General features: G+C 52.7%; 22 protein-coding genes, 1 other RNA gene and 1 riboswitch. Of the genes, 11 read left to right on the top strand and 12 right to left on the bottom strand.

All coding sequences use genetic code 11. The annotated features are described in order from the left end of the window. Positions 1-17: 17 nt before the first annotated feature. The 3 genes from ykgO to G462_RS0109750 all read right to left on the bottom strand — a co-directional run bounded on the left by ykgO (position 18) and on the right by G462_RS0109750 (position 1,247). Positions 18-143: a type B 50S ribosomal protein L36 gene (ykgO, locus tag G462_RS0109760; protein ID WP_026958833.1), complete on the bottom strand. Its 126-nt coding sequence runs from the start codon at positions 141-143 to the stop codon at positions 18-20. Between the two features lie 2 nt (positions 144-145). Next, complete coding sequence (locus G462_RS0109755) at positions 146-406, bottom strand: type B 50S ribosomal protein L31 (protein WP_026958832.1); 261 nt, start codon at positions 404-406, stop codon at positions 146-148. A 184-nt stretch (positions 407-590) separates the two neighbouring features. Then, entirely contained in the window at positions 591-1,247 is a 657-nt protein-coding gene (locus tag G462_RS0109750; protein ID WP_026958831.1) for an NAD(P)H-dependent oxidoreductase, read from the bottom strand. Between the two features lie 423 nt (positions 1,248-1,670). Between G462_RS0109750 and G462_RS0109745 the strand changes: the two genes are divergently transcribed. From G462_RS0109745 to G462_RS0109735, 3 genes are all read left to right on the top strand, one after another. Beyond that, on the top strand, positions 1,671-3,146 hold the full coding sequence (locus G462_RS0109745; RefSeq protein WP_026958830.1) for a NarK family nitrate/nitrite MFS transporter: 1,476 nt from the start codon (positions 1,671-1,673) through the stop codon (positions 3,144-3,146). Between the two features lie 261 nt (positions 3,147-3,407). After that, the gene (locus G462_RS0109740) at positions 3,408-5,117 is read left to right on the top strand and encodes a bifunctional protein-serine/threonine kinase/phosphatase (protein ID WP_026958829.1); all 1,710 of its coding nucleotides are present in this window, start codon (positions 3,408-3,410) and stop codon (positions 5,115-5,117) included. Between the two features lie 222 nt (positions 5,118-5,339). After that, positions 5,340-6,125 (top strand): alpha/beta hydrolase family protein, encoded by a 786-nt coding sequence (locus G462_RS0109735; protein ID WP_026958828.1) that lies wholly within the window; start codon positions 5,340-5,342, stop codon positions 6,123-6,125. Positions 6,126-6,289: 164 nt separating this feature from the next. On the opposite strand, the gene G462_RS0109730 is transcribed toward G462_RS0109735, so the two are convergent. Continuing rightward, positions 6,290-6,871: a TetR/AcrR family transcriptional regulator gene (locus G462_RS0109730; RefSeq protein WP_026958827.1), complete on the bottom strand. Its 582-nt coding sequence runs from the start codon at positions 6,869-6,871 to the stop codon at positions 6,290-6,292. Between the two features lie 98 nt (positions 6,872-6,969). On the opposite strand from G462_RS0109730, the gene G462_RS0109725 reads away from it, so the two are divergent. Continuing rightward, complete coding sequence (locus G462_RS0109725) at positions 6,970-7,503, top strand: dihydrofolate reductase family protein (RefSeq protein ID WP_026958826.1); 534 nt, start codon at positions 6,970-6,972, stop codon at positions 7,501-7,503. Positions 7,504-7,572: 69 nt separating this feature from the next. On the opposite strand, the gene G462_RS0109720 is transcribed toward G462_RS0109725, so the two are convergent. From G462_RS0109720 to G462_RS0109710, 3 genes are all read right to left on the bottom strand, one after another. Beyond that, positions 7,573-8,121 carry a DUF2846 domain-containing protein gene (locus tag G462_RS0109720; protein WP_026958825.1) on the bottom strand — a complete coding sequence of 183 codons (549 nt, stop codon included), beginning with the start codon at positions 8,119-8,121 and terminating at the stop codon, positions 7,573-7,575. A 315-nt stretch (positions 8,122-8,436) separates the two neighbouring features. Then, positions 8,437-8,805 carry a hypothetical protein gene (locus G462_RS0109715; protein WP_026958824.1) on the bottom strand — a complete coding sequence of 123 codons (369 nt, stop codon included), beginning with the start codon at positions 8,803-8,805 and terminating at the stop codon, positions 8,437-8,439. Beyond that, the gene (locus G462_RS0109710) at positions 8,798-8,998 is read right to left on the bottom strand and encodes a hypothetical protein (RefSeq protein WP_026958823.1); all 201 of its coding nucleotides are present in this window, start codon (positions 8,996-8,998) and stop codon (positions 8,798-8,800) included. The genes G462_RS0109715 and G462_RS0109710 overlap by 8 nt, the downstream gene beginning before the upstream one ends. 162 nt (positions 8,999-9,160) lie before the next feature. Further along, a riboswitch (purine riboswitch) is annotated at positions 9,161-9,260 on the top strand. 225 nt (positions 9,261-9,485) lie between these two features. Between G462_RS0109710 and add the strand changes: the two genes are divergently transcribed. From add to G462_RS0109695, 3 genes are all read left to right on the top strand, one after another. Beyond that, complete coding sequence (gene add, locus G462_RS0109705) at positions 9,486-10,499, top strand: adenosine deaminase (protein ID WP_026958822.1); 1,014 nt, start codon at positions 9,486-9,488, stop codon at positions 10,497-10,499. Positions 10,500-10,579: 80 nt separating this feature from the next. After that, the gene (fabA, locus tag G462_RS0109700; protein ID WP_026958821.1) at positions 10,580-11,080 is read left to right on the top strand and encodes a bifunctional 3-hydroxydecanoyl-ACP dehydratase/trans-2-decenoyl-ACP isomerase; all 501 of its coding nucleotides are present in this window, start codon (positions 10,580-10,582) and stop codon (positions 11,078-11,080) included. Positions 11,081-11,099: 19 nt separating this feature from the next. Next, the gene (locus G462_RS0109695) at positions 11,100-11,615 is read left to right on the top strand and encodes a hypothetical protein (RefSeq protein WP_026958820.1); all 516 of its coding nucleotides are present in this window, start codon (positions 11,100-11,102) and stop codon (positions 11,613-11,615) included. A 26-nt stretch (positions 11,616-11,641) separates the two neighbouring features. Here G462_RS0109695 and G462_RS0109690 read toward each other — a convergent pair whose 3' ends face one another. From G462_RS0109690 to G462_RS0109670, 5 genes are all read right to left on the bottom strand, one after another. Continuing rightward, complete coding sequence (locus G462_RS0109690; protein ID WP_026958819.1) at positions 11,642-12,844, bottom strand: FAD-dependent monooxygenase; 1,203 nt, start codon at positions 12,842-12,844, stop codon at positions 11,642-11,644. A gap of 45 nt (positions 12,845-12,889) precedes the next feature. Next, positions 12,890-14,077 (bottom strand): 2-octaprenyl-6-methoxyphenyl hydroxylase, encoded by a 1,188-nt coding sequence (ubiH, locus tag G462_RS0109685; protein ID WP_026958818.1) that lies wholly within the window; start codon positions 14,075-14,077, stop codon positions 12,890-12,892. Between the two features lie 16 nt (positions 14,078-14,093). Then, on the bottom strand, positions 14,094-15,395 hold the full coding sequence (gene pepP / locus G462_RS0109680; protein WP_026958817.1) for a Xaa-Pro aminopeptidase: 1,302 nt from the start codon (positions 15,393-15,395) through the stop codon (positions 14,094-14,096). A gap of 77 nt (positions 15,396-15,472) precedes the next feature. Next, positions 15,473-16,042, bottom strand: a complete 570-nt coding sequence (locus G462_RS22360; RefSeq protein WP_026970914.1) for a UPF0149 family protein — start codon at positions 16,040-16,042, stop codon at positions 15,473-15,475. Between the two features lie 61 nt (positions 16,043-16,103). After that, on the bottom strand, positions 16,104-16,718 hold the full coding sequence (locus tag G462_RS0109670; RefSeq protein WP_157378596.1) for a hypothetical protein: 615 nt from the start codon (positions 16,716-16,718) through the stop codon (positions 16,104-16,106). A 216-nt stretch (positions 16,719-16,934) separates the two neighbouring features. Between G462_RS0109670 and G462_RS0109665 the strand changes: the two genes are divergently transcribed. The 4 genes from G462_RS0109665 to G462_RS0109655 all read left to right on the top strand — a co-directional run bounded on the left by G462_RS0109665 (position 16,935) and on the right by G462_RS0109655 (position 19,718). Beyond that, on the top strand, positions 16,935-17,255 hold the full coding sequence (locus G462_RS0109665; RefSeq protein ID WP_026958815.1) for a cell division protein ZapA: 321 nt from the start codon (positions 16,935-16,937) through the stop codon (positions 17,253-17,255). A gap of 46 nt (positions 17,256-17,301) precedes the next feature. Beyond that, a non-coding RNA gene (gene ssrS, locus G462_RS24240) (6S RNA) lies at positions 17,302-17,481 on the top strand. 255 nt (positions 17,482-17,736) lie between these two features. Beyond that, positions 17,737-19,116 (top strand): MATE family efflux transporter, encoded by a 1,380-nt coding sequence (locus tag G462_RS0109660; protein ID WP_026958814.1) that lies wholly within the window; start codon positions 17,737-17,739, stop codon positions 19,114-19,116. Continuing rightward, complete coding sequence (locus G462_RS0109655; RefSeq protein ID WP_051326657.1) at positions 19,116-19,718, top strand: 5-formyltetrahydrofolate cyclo-ligase; 603 nt, start codon at positions 19,116-19,118, stop codon at positions 19,716-19,718. The genes G462_RS0109660 and G462_RS0109655 overlap by 1 nt, the downstream gene beginning before the upstream one ends. Positions 19,719-19,800: the final 82 nt, after the last annotated feature.

Raw genomic sequence — 19,800 nt, 5'->3', positions numbered from 1 at the left:
GGGTTAGTCGAGCGATGCTACTTCTGCACCGCCTTAAAACGCGGATTAGTCTTGCAGATAACGAACATACGACCACGGCGCTTTACGATCTGGCAATCCGGATGGCGGTTCTTGGCCGTCTTCAGCGACTTCACAACCTTCATGGCTACTTGCTCCCTTTCGAGGTAAAGCCAAAGCGCTTGTTGAACTGGGCGACACGGCCGTCTGATTGAACCACTTTCTGCTTACCGGTGTAGATGGGATGCGACGCGGATGACACATCTAGCGTGTAGTAAGGGTAGGTCTTGCCATCCTTCCACTCGATGGTGCGGTCAGTTTTTAAGGTTGAGCCAATGATAAAGTACTCGTCGACACTGGTGTCGTGGAATACCACTTGGCGGTAATCGGGGTGAATGCCGGGCTGCATGCAATTCTTCCTTATCTAGTGTTACAACATAACATTATGCGAATGATAATGATTTACACTTGTAATAACAAGCCGATTTTTGTGATTATTTTTGCAACAGAATTACTGAAGCCTATGAAGCCGGACAGTGAACGCAAAAGAGCCGCATTCGCGGCTCTTTGTTCAAACTTAACGGGCGGTGGAACTACAGAGTAGTTACCACATCGTCCATTGGCAGGCGTGCTTTTGGCAGGCCGTGGTTATAGTCTTCGCCGTCTTTGTGGTAACCGATAGCAAGGGCAACTTCACATACGTGGCCGTCTAGTTCGTCTTTAAAGATCTCACCCAGCAGGCTTGGGTCTACGCCCTCCATCGGGGAGGAATCAATGCCCAAACGCGCCAAGGTGTGTAGCAAGTTACCCAGCGCAATGTAAACCTGTGCTTTGGTCCAGCTGCCGTTGTAGCCGTGCTCGTCGGTGTTAGCTTCGGCGAAGGCATAGGCGCCCATAAACATGTCGTACATGTCCGCAGGTAGGTGGCCTGAGGCTACTTCGGCATCAACCCGCTTGGCAAACTTCTCTTTGGTGAAGTTCGGGTCATAGGCCAGCAAGATGGTGTGCGAGGCCGCTTTGGCGTGTGGCTGGTTAAACTGATGCATGTTGGCAAAGGTGTCGTGGAAGCGCTGCTTGGCCTCATCACTCTCAATCACAATAAACTTCCAAGGCTGCGAGTTAATCGATGACGCAGACAGACGAATCGCTTCTTTGATAACGGCCATATCGTCTTGCGAGATACGTTTGCTCTCGTCGTACTTCTTGGCGGTGTAACGGCTGTTTAGATCTTGAATGATTTGGTGAGACACTTTAATACCCTCTATCAGTTGCTGTTGAGGAGGTACAAAGCGCGTGTACCTCGGAACGGCAGACATCATAAGCGATACCCGGCAGATGATAATGGCCGCTTTTGTTGAATCACTTTCTCGCTTTTTTTGATAATCGCGGCGGCCTCAAAGAGAAAGCAAGCGCACCAACTACGCACATTTGGGTGGAGCTTTGCACCAATAGCAAACACGGCCACCCGCTGCCCTAGCCTCTCCACAAACAAAAAACACCTCCAAAGAGATATCTCCAAAGGGATATTTAGTGCATTTTTCAGTCATTCCGAATCATCGTAAATCATTGTTTTTATTTGATTAACTAAAAGTTCGCTTAATTAAATCAAGCTCTTGGCACCAAATTTGTACTAATGACCACTAAAGGGACTTATTCGTTTATTAGAGGCAATCATGGATACAGATACCAAGTTCAACCTGTTTTCCTTCACCGGGAAAATGAAGATCCTGCATATGAGCTGGATAGCGTTTTTTATCACTTTCTTTGTTTGGTTTAACCACGCGCCGCTGCTGGGTGTAATCAAAGAAACCTTTGGCCTGACCGGCGCACAAGTGAAAACCCTGCTTATCCTCAACGTTGCCCTAACCATTCCCGCGCGGATCGTGATCGGCATGCTGACCGATCGCTTCGGTCCACGTAAAACCTACTCAGCCTTGTTGCTGCTCTGTTCCATCCCCTGCTTTATGTTCGCCTTCGCCGACTCCTTTGAGATGCTGGCGATTTCGCGCTTGCTGCTGGGCTTTATCGGCGCCGGCTTCGTGATTGGTATTCGCATGGTGTCTGAGTGGTTCCCACACAATGAGCTGGGCACCGCAGAGGGCATCTACGGTGGCTGGGGTAACTTTGGCTCGGCGGCCGCCTCGTTCACTTTGCCTTCGATTGCGTTCTACGTGTTTGGCGGTGACGACGGCTGGCGCTATGCGATTGCCTCGACCGGTGTGGCCAGTGTGATTTGGTCGTTTATCTACTACGCCACGGTAAGCGATACGCCAAAGGGCTCGACCTACTTCCGCCCGAAAAACCTTGGTGGCATGGAAGTGACCAGCAAGGGCGACCTGCTGTTTATGATTATCATGAAGTTGCCGATGTACTTTGCCCTCGCCATGTTGACCTGGAAGCTCTCGCCTAAAGGTGTAACGCTGATTAGCGATGGCGCTGCGCTGGCGGCTTACGCAGGCTTGGCGGCGCTGTTGGTGGTGGATTGCTACAAAGCGATTCAAGTGAACAAGAACCTGTTTAAAGAAGAGGTTCCTGAGGTACACCGCTATGAGTTCAAGCAGGTTGCGGTACTAAACGTGCTGTACTTCGCCACCTTTGGCTCGGAGCTGGCGGTGGTATCGATGTTGCCACTGTTCTTCTCGGAAACCTTCAGCCTTAGCCCAGTAATGGCGGGGATGGTCGCCTCGGCCTACGCCTTTATGAACCTGATGTCACGCCCGGCTGGCGGCCTGATCTCCGACCGCTTCGGCCGTAAATCGACCCTGCTCATCCTGACCGCTGGTTTGGCCGCAGGCTACGCGCTGATGTCGGTTATCGACTCAAGCTGGCCACTGGCGCTGGCCGTTATTGCAGCGATGGCCTGTTCGTTCTTCGTGCAATCGGGCGAAGGTGCGGTGTTTGCGGTAGTGCCGCTGATTAAGCGTCGCCTGACCGGACAGATTGCCGGTATGACCGGTGCTTACGGCAACGTGGGCGCGGTGGTCTACCTAACCGTGTACTCGATGGTGGATACCTCAACCTTCTTCCTGGTTATCTCCGGCACTGCGGTTCTGGGCTTTATCACCCTGCTGTTTATGCGTGAGCCTGCTGGCCATATGGCGGAAGTGCGTGAAGACGGTAGCGTTGAGCTGATTCAGGTTTCTAGCTAATCACTCAGCTTATTAATCACTAACTAAGGCAAAACGAGAGAGGCTGCTCTCGTTTTGCTGTTGATACCAATCCGGATAAGTAAGTGATCAGAGATTGCGCAGGGAAAATCATTGAGGACGAGGAAGCGCTTGCCGTGACTAGTGGGCTAATTACAAAAGCGTTGACGCTGTCATCAATGATTTTAACCAGTAAGAATGAGCAGTTACTTATGTGGATTGGTATTATTTGTACCCTACACCGAATGCGAGAACGATAACTACATGAAAAAGCTGCAGGTCGAGATCCGCGGGTTTAGCTCCGAAGGAACTAAGCCCCTTAACCAAGATGCCTTCGCCGCCAAGGTGCCCGAGGGCTTTAGTCTCGATCTTAAAGGTGCCGCCATTGCCATCGCCGATGGTGTAAGCATCAGCGCCAACTCGCACATCGCCAGCCAGACCTCGGTCACCAACTTCATCAACGACTACTACGCCACGCCCGATAGCTGGAGCGTCAACCAATCTGCCGCCCGGGTGATCACCGCCCTTAATAGCTGGATGTTCAACAAGAACAGCAAAAGCCACGAAGACAGCTTGGTGTGTACCCTGAGCACCCTGATTTTTAAGTCCACCTCGGCCCACCTGTTCCACGTTGGCGACAGCCGCATCTACCGCTTAAGCGAGCAAGGCTTTAAACCGCTCACTCGCGACCATGTGCAGTTCCATGGCAACCAAGATATCTTGTCGCGCGCGGTGGGGATCGACAGCCACCTGGAGGTGGATTACTCAAGGGTCGACCTCAAAGAAGGCGATGTGTTCTTACTGAGCACCGATGGCGTACACCATTTCCTTAGCAACCAAGCAATAAGTGAGTGCTTCCTTACCCATCAAGACGATTTGAGCAAGGCAGCCGAGCAGATCTGCCAGCAAGCGCTAGCCCAAGGCTGCGACGATAACCTCACCTGCGTGCTGGCACGGGTGCTTAGCCTGCCCGAAGAAGATATCAACGAAGCCCATCGGCGCATCACCAAACTGGCGATCCCGCCGGTACTTAAACCCGGTAATGTGCTGGAGGGTTACACCATCTGCCGAGTGCTGTTTAGCGGCACCCGCAGCCACGTTTACTTGGTTGAAGACGACAAAGGCAAACAGTTCGCCCTAAAAACCCCCTCAGAGAACTTCGCCGACGACCCGTTGTACTTGGAGGGCTTTCTGCGCGAAGAGTGGGTCGGTAGCACCCTGAACCACCGCTGCATTATGCGCATCTTCCCGCGTCAGGAAGAGAGCCGCTTTATGTACCACCTGTGCGAATACCTCGACGGCCAGAACCTGCGCCAGTGGATTATCGACCACCCCAAGGCGCCGCTGGATGAAGTCAGAGCGATTATCTATGAGGTGTGTCGCGGCCTGCGCGCCTTCCAACGCAGCGGCATGGTGCACCGCGATCTTAAACCCGAGAACGTGATTATCGACCGCTTCGGTCAGGTGAAGATCATCGACTTCGGCACCGTGTGGGCGGAAGGACTGGATGAGATAAAGTCGGTGATCAACGACAACGTGCCGGTGGGCTCGGTGGACTATATCGCCCCCGAATACCTGATGGGCGCGCGCGGCGACTTTAAATCCGATATGTTCTCACTGGGCATCCTCTGCTACGAGATGCTTTGCGGTAAAACCCCGTTTAACACCAGCAACTTCCGCAACGCCGTGCCCAAAAGCTACAGCGCCTGGAAGTACCAAGACCTCAGCGAGAAGCGCCCCGACCTCCCCAAATGGTTCGACCTAACCTTGGAAAAAGCCTGCAGCCCCAACCCCAACGAGCGCCAGCAAGCCTTCTCCGAGTTCACTCAGGATTTAAAGAACCCCAACCCCAGCCTCACCGCTCGCTATCAAAACGCCCCACTGATGCAACGCCACCCCACCAAGTTCTGGCAGATTGCCGCGACCTTGTCGTTGTTGGGGAATTTACTGTTGTTGGTGGTGATATTTAAGTGAGGCTCACCTAGCCTCACCGTTCCTAGCAATGCCACTACATCAATGATCTAGTGTCGGTATGGTTAACACTTCAAGCCTATACTCATTACTCGATTAACTTTCCATCAGCTAAATCAATAAGTTACTTTTCTGGAGAGGATCTTGCTGCTTTAAAAAAGTAGGTAGGCAATATGCCTCTACTCTATTTTCAGTCAAAAAACTTAACCACATAGGACGTCGGTTATGCTTAATAAGCTGTTGTTCTTAATTTCTTTTTTTCTTGTCAGTTCATGCGCAAATACAACTAGCGCCCCTCAGGGCTCGTCTAGCTCAAGCGAGCTACTTTACTACGAAGCGTTTGAAGCCCCATCTTCCACTGAGCCCCAAACATTAGTGGTGTACTTGCCCGGTGATTTAGCAAGTAGAAACGGCTTGGATCCTCGCTACCTTTTCACTGAAGCAGAGCAAATACCTGAAACCTATGACGGTGCAATCGGTGTATCTATCCTTCGGCCATCGACGCATGATGAGTTCGGTAATAAGAGCCCAGGAAAAAAATTGTACGGCAGTGATGACAACAAAACTGAAGAAAACATTCACTATGTCGCCAGCACTATCGAACATATTCAAGAACAGTATTCAGTGACTCGAACCATTGCCGTTGGCCACTCTGGCGGAGCAATGACATTAGGGGTGATAATCGGTAAGTATCCGCTGTTACTCGACGCAGTTGTCTTGGTATCTACCGTTTGTGACATTTCAAAATACCGGAAAGATAGGGGTAAAGGTAAATGGCCCAAAAGCTTGTCGCCTGATGACTACGCAGCTTCAATACCATCAGCAACGGAAATCGTGCTCGTTACAGGAGCAAAAGACTCTAACACTAGGCCTAAGTTTGCGAGGCAGTGTGAAGAGCTCTACCAAGAAGCCGGACTAACTGTATCTCTCGTTCTGGTAGAGGGCGCTTCCCATCGGTTCAGCACCATGAAAGATGCCATTTCAATAGCTGTCAGTGACCTATTGGATTAGGGAGAAAAAGACTATCTTCGCAAAATGACAACCAACACTTAAGTGACTACTTACCATTCGGCCATAATTACCAGAGAACCAACTCACGATTAAAAACAGACAGAATCTATACCTCGCTCTTGAACGCTTCACGCACTAGGTAGATAGGTTTTCTGAGCGAATCATTAGCAACCAAATGCCTTGCAATACAATCCCAGAGGCCCTTCAATCATTTGCGAATTTAAGGCATCGCGGTCTCGATTGCAGTTCATCGCCAAGGCAAAGCCATGCAGATAATCCACCAACAATGCCAAGGCTGACTCAACCACCTGTGGGTCTAACTCAAGTGGCTCCACAATGATGCTAAAGCGCTGGGCAAACACCTCTGCCGGTCCTTCCGATTCCATTGAAAGCAAGGTTTCCAGCAAACCCGGGTATTGCTCTAGTAAGTTCAGGTAGCTCAGGCACAGCTGGCGCAGCTCTGTTTGCCACTCAGTTGCTACCTCAGCCCCATTCTCTACGCTTACAACAGGCTGATAGATATCGCTGATTAGCGAGGTGGTCACGGCCTCTAACAATACTGCCTTACTTTTGAAGTAATGGTAGATCGCCATCGCGTCCACCTGCAGCGCCGTGGCTAACTGTCTGATACTGGGAATCTTCCCTTGCTCCACCATCAGCTGTTTAGCGGTGTCGATAATCTTCTCAGGCTTAAGTGCGGTGCCTTCTCGGCTAGGGCGGCCGCGTTTCTTCACGTTGACATTCACAAAAGGATCTCGTTAGACTTGCGCTATTATTCTACACTGTAGAATTTATTCTATAATACCTGCATTCACTTGCCAATCACTTAAACCGGAGTCAACACATGGCCAACTACGTTTATATCGCAACCAGCCTTGATGGCTTTATTGCCGACCAAAACAACCAGCTAGACTGGCTGCATGAGATCCCTAATCCAGAGGGCTCCGACTTTGGCTTTCAGGCTTTTATGGATCAAGTAGACGCCTTAGTGATGGGCAGAAATACCTTTGAGACCGTGGTGGGTTTTGATTGCGACTGGCCCTATAGCAAGCCGGTCTATGTGCTAAGCAACTCGCTAAGCGCCATCCCCGATGGTTATCAAGACAAGGCCTTTTTGGTAAGCGGCGACTTGAAGCACGTGGTTAATGAACTGGCCACACAAGGCATGCGCAACCTGTATATCGACGGCGGTAAAACCGTTCAGAGTTTTCTCCGCGAAGACCTCATCGACGAGCTGATTATCACCACCATCCCAACCGTGTTAGGCGGCGGTGCACCGCTGTTTGGCGAACTGACGGCGCCTCTGCGTTTTCGCCATGTAGAGTCACAGCGTTACCTGGACAGCCTGGTGAAAAACCGCTTTGTTAGGGTGCGGTGACTGTTAGTCGGTTTGCTAGCTTTCGCTCCAATGGCGAACACCTCAGGAATTGATGCGGATTACGATAAACTAGTGTAAGTAACTCTCCATCAAAGGCTGGCTATACTTGAACCCTTCACGCGCCAACTCTTGCTGAGCATATAGCTTCTTAACTTGTAGGAACTGTAACTGCGTGTTAACCGTAATGGAGGCCCCGCCAGCCGCAGAAGATTGCTGATTCCAGTCAGTCTTGTCATCCACTATAGCTTCGGGAGGAAGTGCGCTACCGTTCAATGCAAAGCGGAAAAAGTACTCTTCACCAGCCTCTAACTCAGCAGTGATTTCCATGCCTAGATCATCAATGGCGCTTAGATGCAGCAGGTGTGTACCTGGTTTAACCAGCATGTAAGAATAGCCACCCGCTCGAACACTCATAACTTTAGTTCTATCAATAGAAAAGGTTACTGGCCATGCTGCGCCCGCAAAAGTCTTCTCTCTATAGAAAAATACTCTCGCCATGTTCGAGTCTGCTGAAGACAACTCTGGCGGGGTCACATACTCAGGACCAGAAGCGGCGCACCCGACAAGCCCAGCAAGTAAAACTGCAATAAACGTCCATTTTTGCTTGAAGAAAAACATAACTATCCCTGTTAAACATCGATACAACTGATCAGGTACCCAGTACCCGCAACCACTCTACGCGGTACGCGTAACACCCTGTTTCGTCAACTTGATAATCACTTTATCACTACATATTTATCTTATCCATCATAACGTTAGCTAGCATAGCGGGTTGCGATAAAGTTCGAACGGTAGAGCATTCAGAGACGTAAAAACACAATGTATAAAAGGGTGTATCCGGAGGAATCTAAAGTAGATAGACAAGGACGTCTTATCGTCAGTTTTTGTTTGGAACAGTGTGTAAAAAGAGGACGTAATGTGAAGAAGACGGGCTTAAGGACTAAAGAGCCATGCCCTCAGGTTTTCCGGACGTACCCGCAAGCCTTTGAACGGCATACTGCGTTTGAGCGCCTTGGTACTAACCACCGCGACGATTCGCCCTCCAACGCTTAGGTAGGCAGTGCTCACAGCCAAATTAGAAGCAGCCAAGTGGCTTGCGCCCGAATAGCGATTGAGCAGACCGAGCCCCAACAAGACAAACCGGAACAACAAGCGGCGATTCTCAAAATTCAGAATCGCCCGGCTGCGCGACGCTCGAATGTCGATGCAGGCACCTTGATGTTCAACCTGCAACGACGCGCTGGCATCAAGCAACCGCTTTGGCGGGCTCGATGCAACTGCAGTGGCTATTGCACTAGCCAAGGTTTTTGGCCCGAATGCTTACTGCGCCGTTGATCTTCCAACGGGCCAAGCTTGCCTCATTGCTTGAGTTGCTGGGGACTTGCAGCTCTACGTCGTGAAAGTCGTAGGTGAGCTCTGCATTGCGTTCGTTGAGCTTGTCGTAAAGGGCTGCGGCCAGTTCTGGCCAATTGGTGGTGTTATTGCTATCCGCCATAGGGATTCCTCCAATCGTTTAGGGTAATTCCAAAATGCTCATCGGGTTACGCAGAGAAAGATTGTGAGGTTCACCGGAAAGGTGGTGATTCAGCGTTACACGTCATCCAGCCTAAGCAATATGGTTGAGCGCATGCCTCCCGCATGCCATAATCGCGCCCACTGAATTTCTGTAACAATTCTTCGTATAATCCCCAAGATATGGTTGGGGAGTGTCTACCAGAACCCGAACAGTTCTGATTACGAAGAGGTGCTCATACCAATCTACATAAGTAACTGATCATTCTTGCTGGTTTAAATCATTGATGACAGCGTCAACGCTTTTGTAATTAGTCCACTAGTTACGGCAAGCGCCTCCTTGTCCTCAATAATTTTCCCTGCGCAATATCTGATCATTAACTTATCCAGATTGGTATTAGCTGTGCCTCTTCGTCGCCCAATACCTGACGTCGAGCCAGCGCTCAACTATCTAAGGCGACAGGTAAACCATGAACTTCTCTCAACTGCCCAAAATCGAACTTCACTGCCATCTTGACGGTAGTGTGCGCCCCCAAACAGTACTGGCATTGGCCAACGAGCAGAGAATCAAACTCCCAACAGAGCAACTCGATGCGCTAACCGCGATGATGCAAGTGCCAGAGACTTGCAAAGATTTGGTGGAGTACCTGAAGCGTTTCGACCTTCCCCTGCAAGTTATGCAGACCCAAGCGGGTTTGTCGCGTGTGGCCTACGAGCTGGCACAAGATGCCGCGGCTGAGCAGGTACGCTATATCGAAGTTCGTTTTGCCCCCTTGCTGCACCTGGAGCAAGGCCTGACAATGCAACAAGCTATTGCAGCCGTGCTGGAGGGTTTGAGCCAGGCCGAACGTGATTTCGCTATCCACACCAACGTCATTCTATGTGCCATGCGCAACGCGCCATTGGAGACAGGCTTCGCAACCTTAGAAGCGGGCAAACCCTTTATTGGTCAAGGCCTTGTCGCATTTGATTTAGCAGGACGCGAAGACTTGGGCTTTGCCAAGGATTACATTGAGCTGTGTCAGCAAGCGAAACAAGCAGGCTATCGCCTTACGGTGCATGCAGGGGAAACCGGCTACGCCCAAAACGTTATCGACGCCATTGAGCTACTCGGGGCAGAGCGTATCGGCCATGGCGTGTTTGCCGTCGATGACGAGCATGCCCTAGGGCTACTCAAAAAGCACAAGGTGGCGGTAGAGGTGTGTCCAACCAGTAACTTGCACACAAAGGCTTTCCCATCGTTAAGTGCCCACCCGGTTGCAAGCTTTGTACGCCAAGGCTTGGAAGTAAACGTAAGCACCGATAACCGCACCGTTAGCAACACCAACATGAGCAATGAACTGGCCCAGATTGATACTACCTTCAACCTAAGCGAGCAGGAGTATTCAGCGATCTACCGCGCCAGTGTTATGGCGAGCTTTGCCAGCCAAGCGGTAAAGGATGAGCTGCTTGCGCTTGCCAATCTCGATTGGGAGCTTTCTTAACGATAACTAACTCTTTGATAGATAGAGGCAATGACCAGTGATAAAGTTCACAACAAGCAACCATTGGAAGGTCGTTGTAAATGGAAAAGAAGAGTTCGTTTTCTAGAGAAGAGCTGTTGCAGTGTGGTCACGGCTTGATGTTTGGCGAAGGCAATGCCCGATTGCCCCTGCCACCAATGTTGATGGTCGATCGCATCACATCCATCACTGAAACGGGTGGGAAGTATGGTCAAGGCGAACTGGTCGCGGAGTTAGATATCTCACCAGACCTGTGGTTCTTTGACTGTCATTTCGAAAATGACCCGGTCATGCCGGGCTGCTTGGGCTTGGATGCCATGTGGCAACTTCTCGGATTTTATCTTGGCTGGATGGGCTTCCCCGGAAAAGGCAGGGCTCGTGGGGGGGAAATTAAGTTTAATGGCGAGGTGTTGCCCACATCTAAGTTGGTTCGCTTTCAAATCGATATCAAACGGGTCTTAAATCAACGGCTGAAGATGGGGATTGCCGATGCCACGATGTCGGTAGATGGGGAAGTCATTTATAGCGCAACGGACCTGCGCACAGTGCTCAAAACCTCATGATCAACTCCGAAACAAGCAAATGAGTATCAAGGTTACAAGTGAAGCCCCGCTAGAGCTGTTTTCCAAGAATAGTTTTCCCTTAGTATTTAAAGCGTTAGCAGGGCTCGCTTTCATCGTATTTCTTTTTTCGCTGCCTTTTATTCTCGCCCAAGCAGAGCCTCTTTGGCTCAAAGCCTTTCTATTGGTGTTTCTGGCAACATTTGGGGGCTTTGTTGTCTATCTGTCTTTTGACGAAAGGCTCAGAATCGACAATGACCAACTGGTTCTTTCACGTGAAGTGCTGGGTTTACGCTACTTAAAAAAGACCTATTTAATCGCTCACATACACCGCTTGCATGTTTACCCCAAGATGAATCAAAGGACGATCTTTGACCCTCAAGGTTTGTTTTCAGACAACCTTCGGTTACAGGATCTGGGTGGGTCGGTAGTTTTCGAGTATGGGCCGCTGTACCGCTCTGTCTTGATGTTTCGAGGCCTAGATGAAAGCGAGGCCTCTCACGTGGTCAGCATACTGCAGCTTCACATCGCGCATTGAGATGAGAACCGACTTGAGCAGCGCGCTTAACGCGCCATATCCGGCAACTCTCCTGCCAAGCCCAAAGCATGCTTCATCACCTGCTGTTTAACCGGCGTGAGCTTATCAAAAGCGCTCATGCCCAGACCGCGCAGCAGTTTAACCGGCGCTATATCATTGCCGAATAAGCGCTTAAAGCTCTCCATGGCGGCAATCATTTGGGTGGCTTCAGCCTTGCGCCAGCGTTCGAAGCTGCGTAGCTGTTGGTAGTCGCCAATCGCCTTGCCCGCTTGCTTGAGTTCGATAAGCGTTTGCGCCAGTGCCGCTGCATCCATAAAGCCGAGGTTTACCCCCTGCCCCGCTAGTGGGTGAATGGTATGGGCGGCATCGCCAATCAGGGCGAAGCCGGGGCCAGCGAAATCGCGAGCATAGCGCATTCGTAGCGGGAAGCTGGCCAACTCGCTTTGCCGCTCAACCATGCCTAAGCGGGCATCGAAGGCGATGGTGATGGCTTTATTGAAGGCCTGCGCATCCATGGCTTGCAGCTGCTCGGCGCGCTCAGGCGGCACCGACCAAACAATTGAGCACAGATGCGAGTCGCTTAGTGGCAGCAGCGCCAATGGGCCTTCGGGTGAGAAGACTTGGCGGGCACAGTTTTCATGAGGCAGCTCGGTGCGCACGGTACCGACGACGGCGCTGTGCTGGTAGTCCCAGAAGGTAACCGGTACATCCAGCTGCTGGCGTAGCCACGAGTTAGCGCCATCGGCGGCCACCAGTAGCTTGGCGCTAATGGCTTGGCCATTTTCAAAGCTCAGCCAGCTTTCGCTCTCGCCGCGATGCAGCTGGGCGATGGGTTGTTCGATCACCTGCAGGTTGTCCAGCAGCTGTGCCTGTTGCCACAGTTGTTGGCGAATTAGGCCATTCTCGACGATATGGCCGATATGCGGCAGGCACAGCTCTGAGGCCTGAAAGCGCACCTTGGCAAAGCTGTCGCGCTCCCATACCTGCATATCGTCATAGGCCGCGGCGCGGGTATCGACAATGCCCTGCCACGCGCCCAAGCGGGTGAGAAAACGCTGGGAAGAGAGGCTAAGTGCGCTGACTCGTAATTCGTGCTCGCCATCAAACTCTTGCGGCTGCGGTGGCTTGGCTTCGATAAGCGCCAGGCGCAGGCCGCTGTCTTTAAGCGCACACGCCAGGCTCAGCCCTACCATTCCACCGCCGACAATGGCTACATCTACGCTTTGCATGCTGCCTCTCCTAGTAATTGTTGATTATTCATAGTGATGCCGTACTTACGCTAAGGGATCAAACAGACCAAGGCTCTGCCTGACCAAAGGCACCTTCAAGCAGTCGAGGTGCTGCATCGCCACCAGCCCGATATTGCGCGCCACGATTGAGAGCTTGTCTTTCGAGGCGAAGCCCGAGGCCAGTAGGCTGGTCATCAGCACGGTGCGTTGAATATCCTGCTCGCGGCCTTGTTGGTAGGCGTGCAGCAGTGCAAAGCTGCCGGGGTCTTGCTCGCTATCGGCGAGAAGCTTACACAGCGCTGCCACATCGCGCAGGCCCAAATTAAAGCCCTGTCCGGCGATAGGATGCAAGGTGTGCGCGGCATTGCCCATCACTAGCATACGGTGGCTAAACAGCCGTGGGCTGTAGCGCAGCAGCAGCGGATAGCAGTGGCGCTGGCCAACCCGCAACATGGCTCCGGCCTGCTCGCCCACTTGGACTTGCAGGGCGTTGAGGAACTCTTGCTCCGAGCACTGCTGGTAGTAGTCGGCTTGCTCTGGGCTTAGGCTCCATACCAGCGACCAGCGCTGGCCGGTCATCGGTAGCAAGGCCAGCGGGCCGTCTTCGGTAAAGCGCTCAAAGGCGCGACTATTTGGGGCTTGCTCGCCCTCGATATTGGCGATAAGCGCCACCTTGCCAAAGCCGTGATGATGCTGAGTGAGATCGGCCCAGCCACGCACCTGAGAGTTGCCGCCATCGGCGCCAACCAACAGCGAGGCGCTGAGGCTTTCACCACCTTCCAACTCCAGCTCCACCGAATCATCGGTGCGCTCAAAGCTGCGGATGGCATTGGGGCAAAACAGCGTCACTTGCGGGCATTGGCTAAGCCGTTGGTGGAGTATCCGCCCGGCGTGTTCCAGCTCAATCACCTGACCAAGGCTATCCAACAGATAGTCATCGGGCTGCATATCGACCCGGCCGAGATGGCCACGGTCGGAGACTTGGATATGCGAGATGGGGGCTGCAAAGCTGGCCAGTTCATCCCACAGTTGAGCCTGCTTGAGCCAGTTCACCGAGCCAGCCGACAGCGCAATCGCCCGCCCATCGAAGCCGGGGTGCTGACCAAAGTCCAGCGGCTGGGCTTCAATCAGTGCTAGCTTTAGCTTGGGGGCATAGTGGGCGAGGCCCAAGGCGAGCGATGCGCCAACCATGCCGCCACCCACGATTACGAGATCAAACTGCTGTCCGGTCATCCCTTTCCTCGCTTGCTTAAACCTTGCTCGAATCGCTCATTAAGGCTTCGATTTCGCTGATTTCCTTGGGCACAGCCGCAGTGAGTACTTGGTTACCGACCTCGGTAATCACGATATCGTCTTCGATGCGAATGCCAATGCCGCGATATTGTTCGGGTACGTCGGCATCCTCAGCGATATACAAACCGGGCTCAACGGTAAGCGCCATCCCCGGCTCGAGGGTACGAGAGCGGTGGATATCGCGATAATCCCCCACATCGTGCACATCGATGCCGAGCCAGTGGCTCAGGCCGTGCATATAAAATGCTTTGTGGGCCTCTTCGCTGATCAGCTGCTCCAGCTCGCCTTCAACAATGCCCAGCGCTAGCAAGCCTTTGAGCATAATCTCAATCACCTGCTGCTGGGCTTGTTGGATGGAGGCACCGGGTTTGAGGGTATCCAGCGCAGCTAACTGAGCGTCCAGCACGATTTGGTACAACTCGGCCTGCGGCTGGCTAAAGCGGCCGTTCACCGGGAAGGTACGGGTGATGTCGCCGGCGTACATCTGGTACTCAGCGCCAGCATCGATCAGCACCAAGTCGCCGTCTTGTAGCTCGGCCTCGTTCTCGGTGTAGTGCAAGATACAGGCGTTATCGCCGCCACCGACGATGGTGCCATAGGCCGGCGCGCGGCAGCCCGCCATAGCAAACTCATGGTGGATTTCCGCTTCTAGCTGATACTCCCACATCCCCGGGCAACAACTCTGCATGGCGCGCACGTGGCCGCGGGCAGAGATCTCCCCGGCCTGGGCCATCAGCGCAACCTCTTGCTCTGACTTAAACAGGCGCAGCTCGTCGACAATCGGTCGCCAGTCTTCTAACTGGGCAGGCGCTTTCAGGCCCTGACGAATGCCTTGGCGGCAGGCTTCGATGGCCGCAAACAGCTGTTGGTCCATCTCTGGGTAGCGGCCTTGAGCCAGGTACACCTTGTCGGCACCACTTAATAACTTGGGCAGGTGCTCAGCCAGCTCTTCGATGGGCAGCGCTTCGTCGACATCCAGCGCCTCTGGAGCGGCATCTTGGCCTAAGCGGCGGCCGTGCCAGATCTCGGCCAGCTTGTCTTTACGGCGGTTGAACAGCACACTGCGCGGCTGCTCAGCGTTGATGAGCAACAACAGCGCGCCGGGCTCGGTAAAGCCGGTGAAGTAATAGAAATCGCTATCTTGACGATAGAGGTGCTCGGTATCGCGCGAGCGCACCTGTTCGGGTGCGCTGGAAAATACGGCAATGCTGTTGGGGCTCATGGCCGCCAACAGCGCTTCTCGATGTTGTTTAAACACGACGTCTCCTTGTGCGTAACAACTTGTCCGTTACTACTTGTGCGTAACAACTTGTCCGTAACAACGGGTATTTAGGTTTAGTGCAGGGTAGGTTCTTCGCCGTCGCCGCTTTCCGGCTCGTTGAGGTGGGCAAAGATGGTTACCGCGCCAATTCGCACGTACTCCACCACCTGGAACAGGGCTTGTTCGTTGTCTTCTTCAGAGCCTTCCAGCTCGGGAGAGAGCTTGGAGATTTCGCTGAAGTCGTGGATCAACTCTTGTACGTCTTCGGCCAGCTTAGACAGATCGCTTTGCATCAAACCAAAACCGACCAAGAAGCTTTGCACCCACTGGGCAATCGCTTCGGCGCGCTCTTCCGGCGAGTAGTCATCGTCGGGCATCAGCAGCTGGAAGCTCAGCAGGCTGTCAGACAAGCCTTGGAAGGTAGCCAGATGCAGTTGCCCCATCTCGCGCTTCACATCCGCTGGCAGGCCTTGGCCGTCGTTAATCATATCGTTGATATTGCTCAGCCATTCATCCTTGCTGGCCATGCCACCGGCGAACATGCCGGTAATCAAGCCGTGCACCTCTGATGGATTCACCATCAGTTCGTGTTTTTCCAGTAGTTCTTCAAAGTCGTCGAAATTGGGATAGGAATAGCTAGTCACAGTATTTCTCTGGGGTGGTAAATTCCTTTAATCCTAACACCTTAGAAAGCCCGGATCATGTTTAGAACTGTGCACTCTCCAGCAGCAATTGCCGACGCTCGCGCATCCGCTCCAGGTATTTCTCTCTAAACATCTGAATTAGCATACTTTCTTGCTGACGGATCAGGCGCTGATCGAGCTGATTATCCTTATGAAACTGGAACGAAAAAATCGGATAGGGCGAGCGGTGAGAATGCACCACCCGATTGACTCGCGCGCACACCTGAACACGTTGGGTGCCAGCCGCGGCCACCTCAATAAGGCTTTTGCCATCGAGAATCACATCGCGGGGAAAGTGCTCCAGGTATTTGGCTAAATCAGGGTTAAACACCAAGGTGCCGTGCATAATATCGCCACGTGTTAGGAAGGCATCATCTTGGGTGCGCCACTGGGTGCGCAGTCCGCCTTCGCTCACATCGAGTACCGGGAAACAGTAATGGTTTACGTGCAGTGCGGGCATTAGGTGCAGCCAGCGCAGGCCGCCTTCTTTCTCGAAGTTCGCCTGGCCAACGCTGGTGCGCATGCGGGCGTTGATCATTTTTACCATGGAATGGATCAGCGCCGCCGGGTATTCCACCCGGTAAAAACGCCGACGCTCCAAACCATTGGCGTCAGTTTTTATTATCGCGTCGCTCAACGGTAGAATTCTCTGTTGTATGTCTATTTACCAGCGCGATAATGCGCATTGAACGAATATTTATCAATGCCTTAGCTACAAATCGCCCAGTAATTGCTCAGTTAATAATCAGGCTGTCGTTTTTTTATGTGGGCGTTCCGATCTGGCTGATTCGGGTGTTGCAAGTTACCAAGGGGCGCTATATATTCTGCGGAAGTAGGCGGAGGCACACACACCATGACTCAAGCAGTAGATATCAGCTTGTTAGGCAAGTCTTACAAGATTGCTTGCCCGGAAGGCGAAGAAGCAAAACTGCGCGCTGCGGCAGAAGAGTTTGGTGAACGTGTTGCATCGCTTAAGCAGAATACTAAGATTGCCAATCTGGAACATTTGGCAATTATGGCCGGATTGAATCTGGCCTACGATTTGCGTGACGAGCAGGATAAAAACCAGCACTACGCAAATAACATGAATAAGCGAATCAAAGACTTGCAGGTCACGATTGAACGGGTGCTGATGGAACAAAGCCAAGGCATCGACAACGACCCGCAACAGTAAATTCGCCAGCTCGCTAGCTAAGCAGTAGCGCGTGGGCTATACAGTTAGTTTCCTGGGGTGTTCGTGAGTTGATCACGTCCCTGAGCCGATACTCTTTTTTAAAGGACGGTTTTTCCCCGCTATTGAGCATGCTCAGCTCGACTGAGAAGCCTACGGCGACGGATTTATTGTCCGCCATGAACCTTCTGGTTCAGGCAAAAATCAACAACGGCACCCTGGGTTCTATCCCCCTCTCGAACTCCCAAAACATCATTCCTCACTCGAAACAGCGGCCATACTAAGCGGTCATACTACTAGCCGAGGCTTAACACGCCTGAAACTTCCAAAGTTCAATGCTTAAGCTGCGAGTGCAAAACGAAACTTTTCAAATTTCAGCGGCTATTTAAGGAGCCGATCACGTACCTCAATGCCGGTGCTGGCGCGCTGATTTGCTGTGATAGGATGTTGTTTTCTCAACCATTGCTTATGAGAAGTAGCAACCATGGATCAAGGTAATCAGCACATTCTTCAAGGAAAGATCAGCAGCACCACCTTCAAGCTAGCCATGCCGGTGATCATCGGTCACCTGCTACTGCTGTGCTACAACATCGCCGACACCCTGTTTATCTCAATGATCGACCGCGAGTCCACTGCGCTTATCAGTGGTGTGGGTTTGATCTTCCCGGTGTACTTCTTGTTTATCGCCATCTCGGTGGGCCTGTTCTCAGGTCTCGGCTCGGTGGTGTCGCGGGCTATTGGCGCCAAAGACAAAACCGTTCTCGAATCGGTTGCCAGCTCAGGCCTGGCCTTGGGGCTGGTGATTGCGCTGTCTGTGCTGGTCCTGTTCTACAGCTTTAGTCGCCCACTGATTGAGGCGCTGGCTGGCAGCGAGATGTCGCGCGATGCGATCACTTATGCCCATGACTACCTGCTGTTTATCATTCCCGGCTTCTGCCTGCTGGTGTTTAACAATGTGCTACTGGGGATCTTACAGGGAGAGGGAAAACCGCAGTTCTACGGGATTGTGATGGCGCTGACTACCGTGCTCAACATCGCCCTCGACCCGCTGTTTATCTTCACCTTGGGTATGGGTGTGGCCGGGGCGGCGCTGGCGTCTACCTTGTCGATACTCTGTGCCACCTTGCTGCTGGTCTATGTGTTTGTCTGCCAGCGCTCCAGCCTACCAATCTGCTGGAATGTACTCAGAGCTAAACTGCAGATTATCGGCCAGATATTAGCCATTGCCGTGCCGCAAATGCTGGCACTGATTATTCTGGCGGGCGGCTTTATCGCTTTGAACAAGCTGGTGGGCTCACTAAGTGAGCAGATGATGAATGCCTGGGTAATCAGCGGACGGGTCAATGAACTAGTGCTGCTGATTGGCTACGGCATCGGTCAAGCCAGCCTGACCATGACTGGGCAAAACTACGGGGCAGGGCAATGGCAGCGCCTGCAGCAGATCATGCGTACTAACCTGCTCAACACCTTGGTGCTGGCGCTGTGCTTTGTGTTGCTGCTCAATCTGGCGGCGCTTATCCTGCTACCGCTGTTTAGTGCGGTATCCGAGGTGATTGTGGCAGCCCAATACCAGATCCGTTTCTTGTCGCTAGCCGGTGCGGCAGTCTGTATTGAGATTGTCTGTGGCAATATCTTCCAAGGGATTGGCCGCCCCTTCCCCGGGCTGATACTGATCTTTGTGCGAATGGCCCTGATTGTAGTGCCGCTGAGCTACTGGCTGATTCAGTCGCTTGGCTATGGCATGGAGGCACTTTTATGGGTGAGCCTACTGTCGAACTTGGCCTCGGCCTCCGCTGCTACCCTGTGGTGTCGCCATACCCTACGCCGCTTGCCAATGCTTAGCGCCACACCAAGGACAGCCTAATGACTAGCGATAACCCCATCGACGACCAACACGAACGGGATGCCATCCGCAAGCAGATGCGCATTCGCCGCGAACGCCTAACCCGTCGCGAGCAGCAGGCCGCCAGCGCGGCGGTGTTTGAGCGCCTAAGCACGGACCCGGAGCTCAATGCCTGTGAGCATGTGGCGGTATACCTGGCCTTTAACGGCGAGCTATCCCTCACCCCGCTAATCCACTGGTTATGGCAGCAAGGCAAGACCGTATCGGTGCCCTTGGTCGACCCCGACAAGCCCGGCGTGATGGTGTTCCAGCGCTTTTTGGCCGACTCCCCAACCCATACCAACCGCTACGGCATCGTCGAGCCCCTATTCGACCGCGCACTGCTCAGCAAGTTACCGGCTATTGAGCGGATCTACGCGCCACTGGTTGCCTTCGACAGCAACGGGAACCGCCTCGGCATGGGCGGCGGTTATTACGACAGACTGCTGGCGACCATCCCCGACTACCCCGCGCGCACCATCGGTATAGCCCATGACTGCCAGTTCACCGACAATGTGCCCAGCAAACGCTGGGACAAGCCGCTAAAGCAAGTGGTGACTCCCAGTAAAGTCTGGTGTTGGTAAGGCACTGTTTTCGGTTTTTGAAGAGATTCTTGCGGTTTTTGCGGTGTTTAGCACAAGGCCTTGACCAATCCGATTTGTCTAA

This window comes from Aliagarivorans taiwanensis DSM 22990, from assembly GCF_000429505.1.
Classification (GTDB): Bacteria; Pseudomonadota; Gammaproteobacteria; order Enterobacterales; family Celerinatantimonadaceae; genus Aliagarivorans; species Aliagarivorans taiwanensis.
This window is presented reverse-complemented; position numbering and strand designations above follow the sequence as displayed.

What these genes read in the sequence shown, in the direction of transcription:
- G462_RS0109665 (WP_026958815.1), top strand. Translation starts at nt 16,935, where the DNA reads ATGACTCAAGCAGTAGATATCAGCTTGTTAGGCAAGTCTTACAAGATT.
- G462_RS0109720 (WP_026958825.1), bottom strand. Translation starts at nt 8,121, where the DNA reads ATGTTTTTCTTCAAGCAAAAATGGACGTTTATTGCAGTTTTACTTGCT.
- G462_RS0109755 (WP_026958832.1), bottom strand. Translation starts at nt 406, where the DNA reads ATGCAGCCCGGCATTCACCCCGATTACCGCCAAGTGGTATTCCACGAC.
- G462_RS0109660 (WP_026958814.1), top strand. Translation starts at nt 17,737, where the DNA reads ATGGATCAAGGTAATCAGCACATTCTTCAAGGAAAGATCAGCAGCACC.
- ykgO (WP_026958833.1), bottom strand. Translation starts at nt 143, where the DNA reads ATGAAGGTTGTGAAGTCGCTGAAGACGGCCAAGAACCGCCATCCGGAT.
- G462_RS0109735 (WP_026958828.1), top strand. Translation starts at nt 5,340, where the DNA reads ATGCTTAATAAGCTGTTGTTCTTAATTTCTTTTTTTCTTGTCAGTTCA.
- G462_RS0109740 (WP_026958829.1), top strand. Translation starts at nt 3,408, where the DNA reads ATGAAAAAGCTGCAGGTCGAGATCCGCGGGTTTAGCTCCGAAGGAACT.
- ubiH (WP_026958818.1), bottom strand. Translation starts at nt 14,077, where the DNA reads ATGACCGGACAGCAGTTTGATCTCGTAATCGTGGGTGGCGGCATGGTT.
- G462_RS0109745 (WP_026958830.1), top strand. Translation starts at nt 1,671, where the DNA reads ATGGATACAGATACCAAGTTCAACCTGTTTTCCTTCACCGGGAAAATG.
- add (WP_026958822.1), top strand. Translation starts at nt 9,486, where the DNA reads ATGAACTTCTCTCAACTGCCCAAAATCGAACTTCACTGCCATCTTGAC.
- G462_RS0109695 (WP_026958820.1), top strand. Translation starts at nt 11,100, where the DNA reads ATGAGTATCAAGGTTACAAGTGAAGCCCCGCTAGAGCTGTTTTCCAAG.
- G462_RS0109725 (WP_026958826.1), top strand. Translation starts at nt 6,970, where the DNA reads ATGGCCAACTACGTTTATATCGCAACCAGCCTTGATGGCTTTATTGCC.
- G462_RS0109655 (WP_051326657.1), top strand. Translation starts at nt 19,116, where the DNA reads ATGACTAGCGATAACCCCATCGACGACCAACACGAACGGGATGCCATC.
- G462_RS0109690 (WP_026958819.1), bottom strand. Translation starts at nt 12,844, where the DNA reads ATGCAAAGCGTAGATGTAGCCATTGTCGGCGGTGGAATGGTAGGGCTG.
- fabA (WP_026958821.1), top strand. Translation starts at nt 10,580, where the DNA reads ATGGAAAAGAAGAGTTCGTTTTCTAGAGAAGAGCTGTTGCAGTGTGGT.
- G462_RS0109710 (WP_026958823.1), bottom strand. Translation starts at nt 8,998, where the DNA reads ATGGCGGATAGCAATAACACCACCAATTGGCCAGAACTGGCCGCAGCC.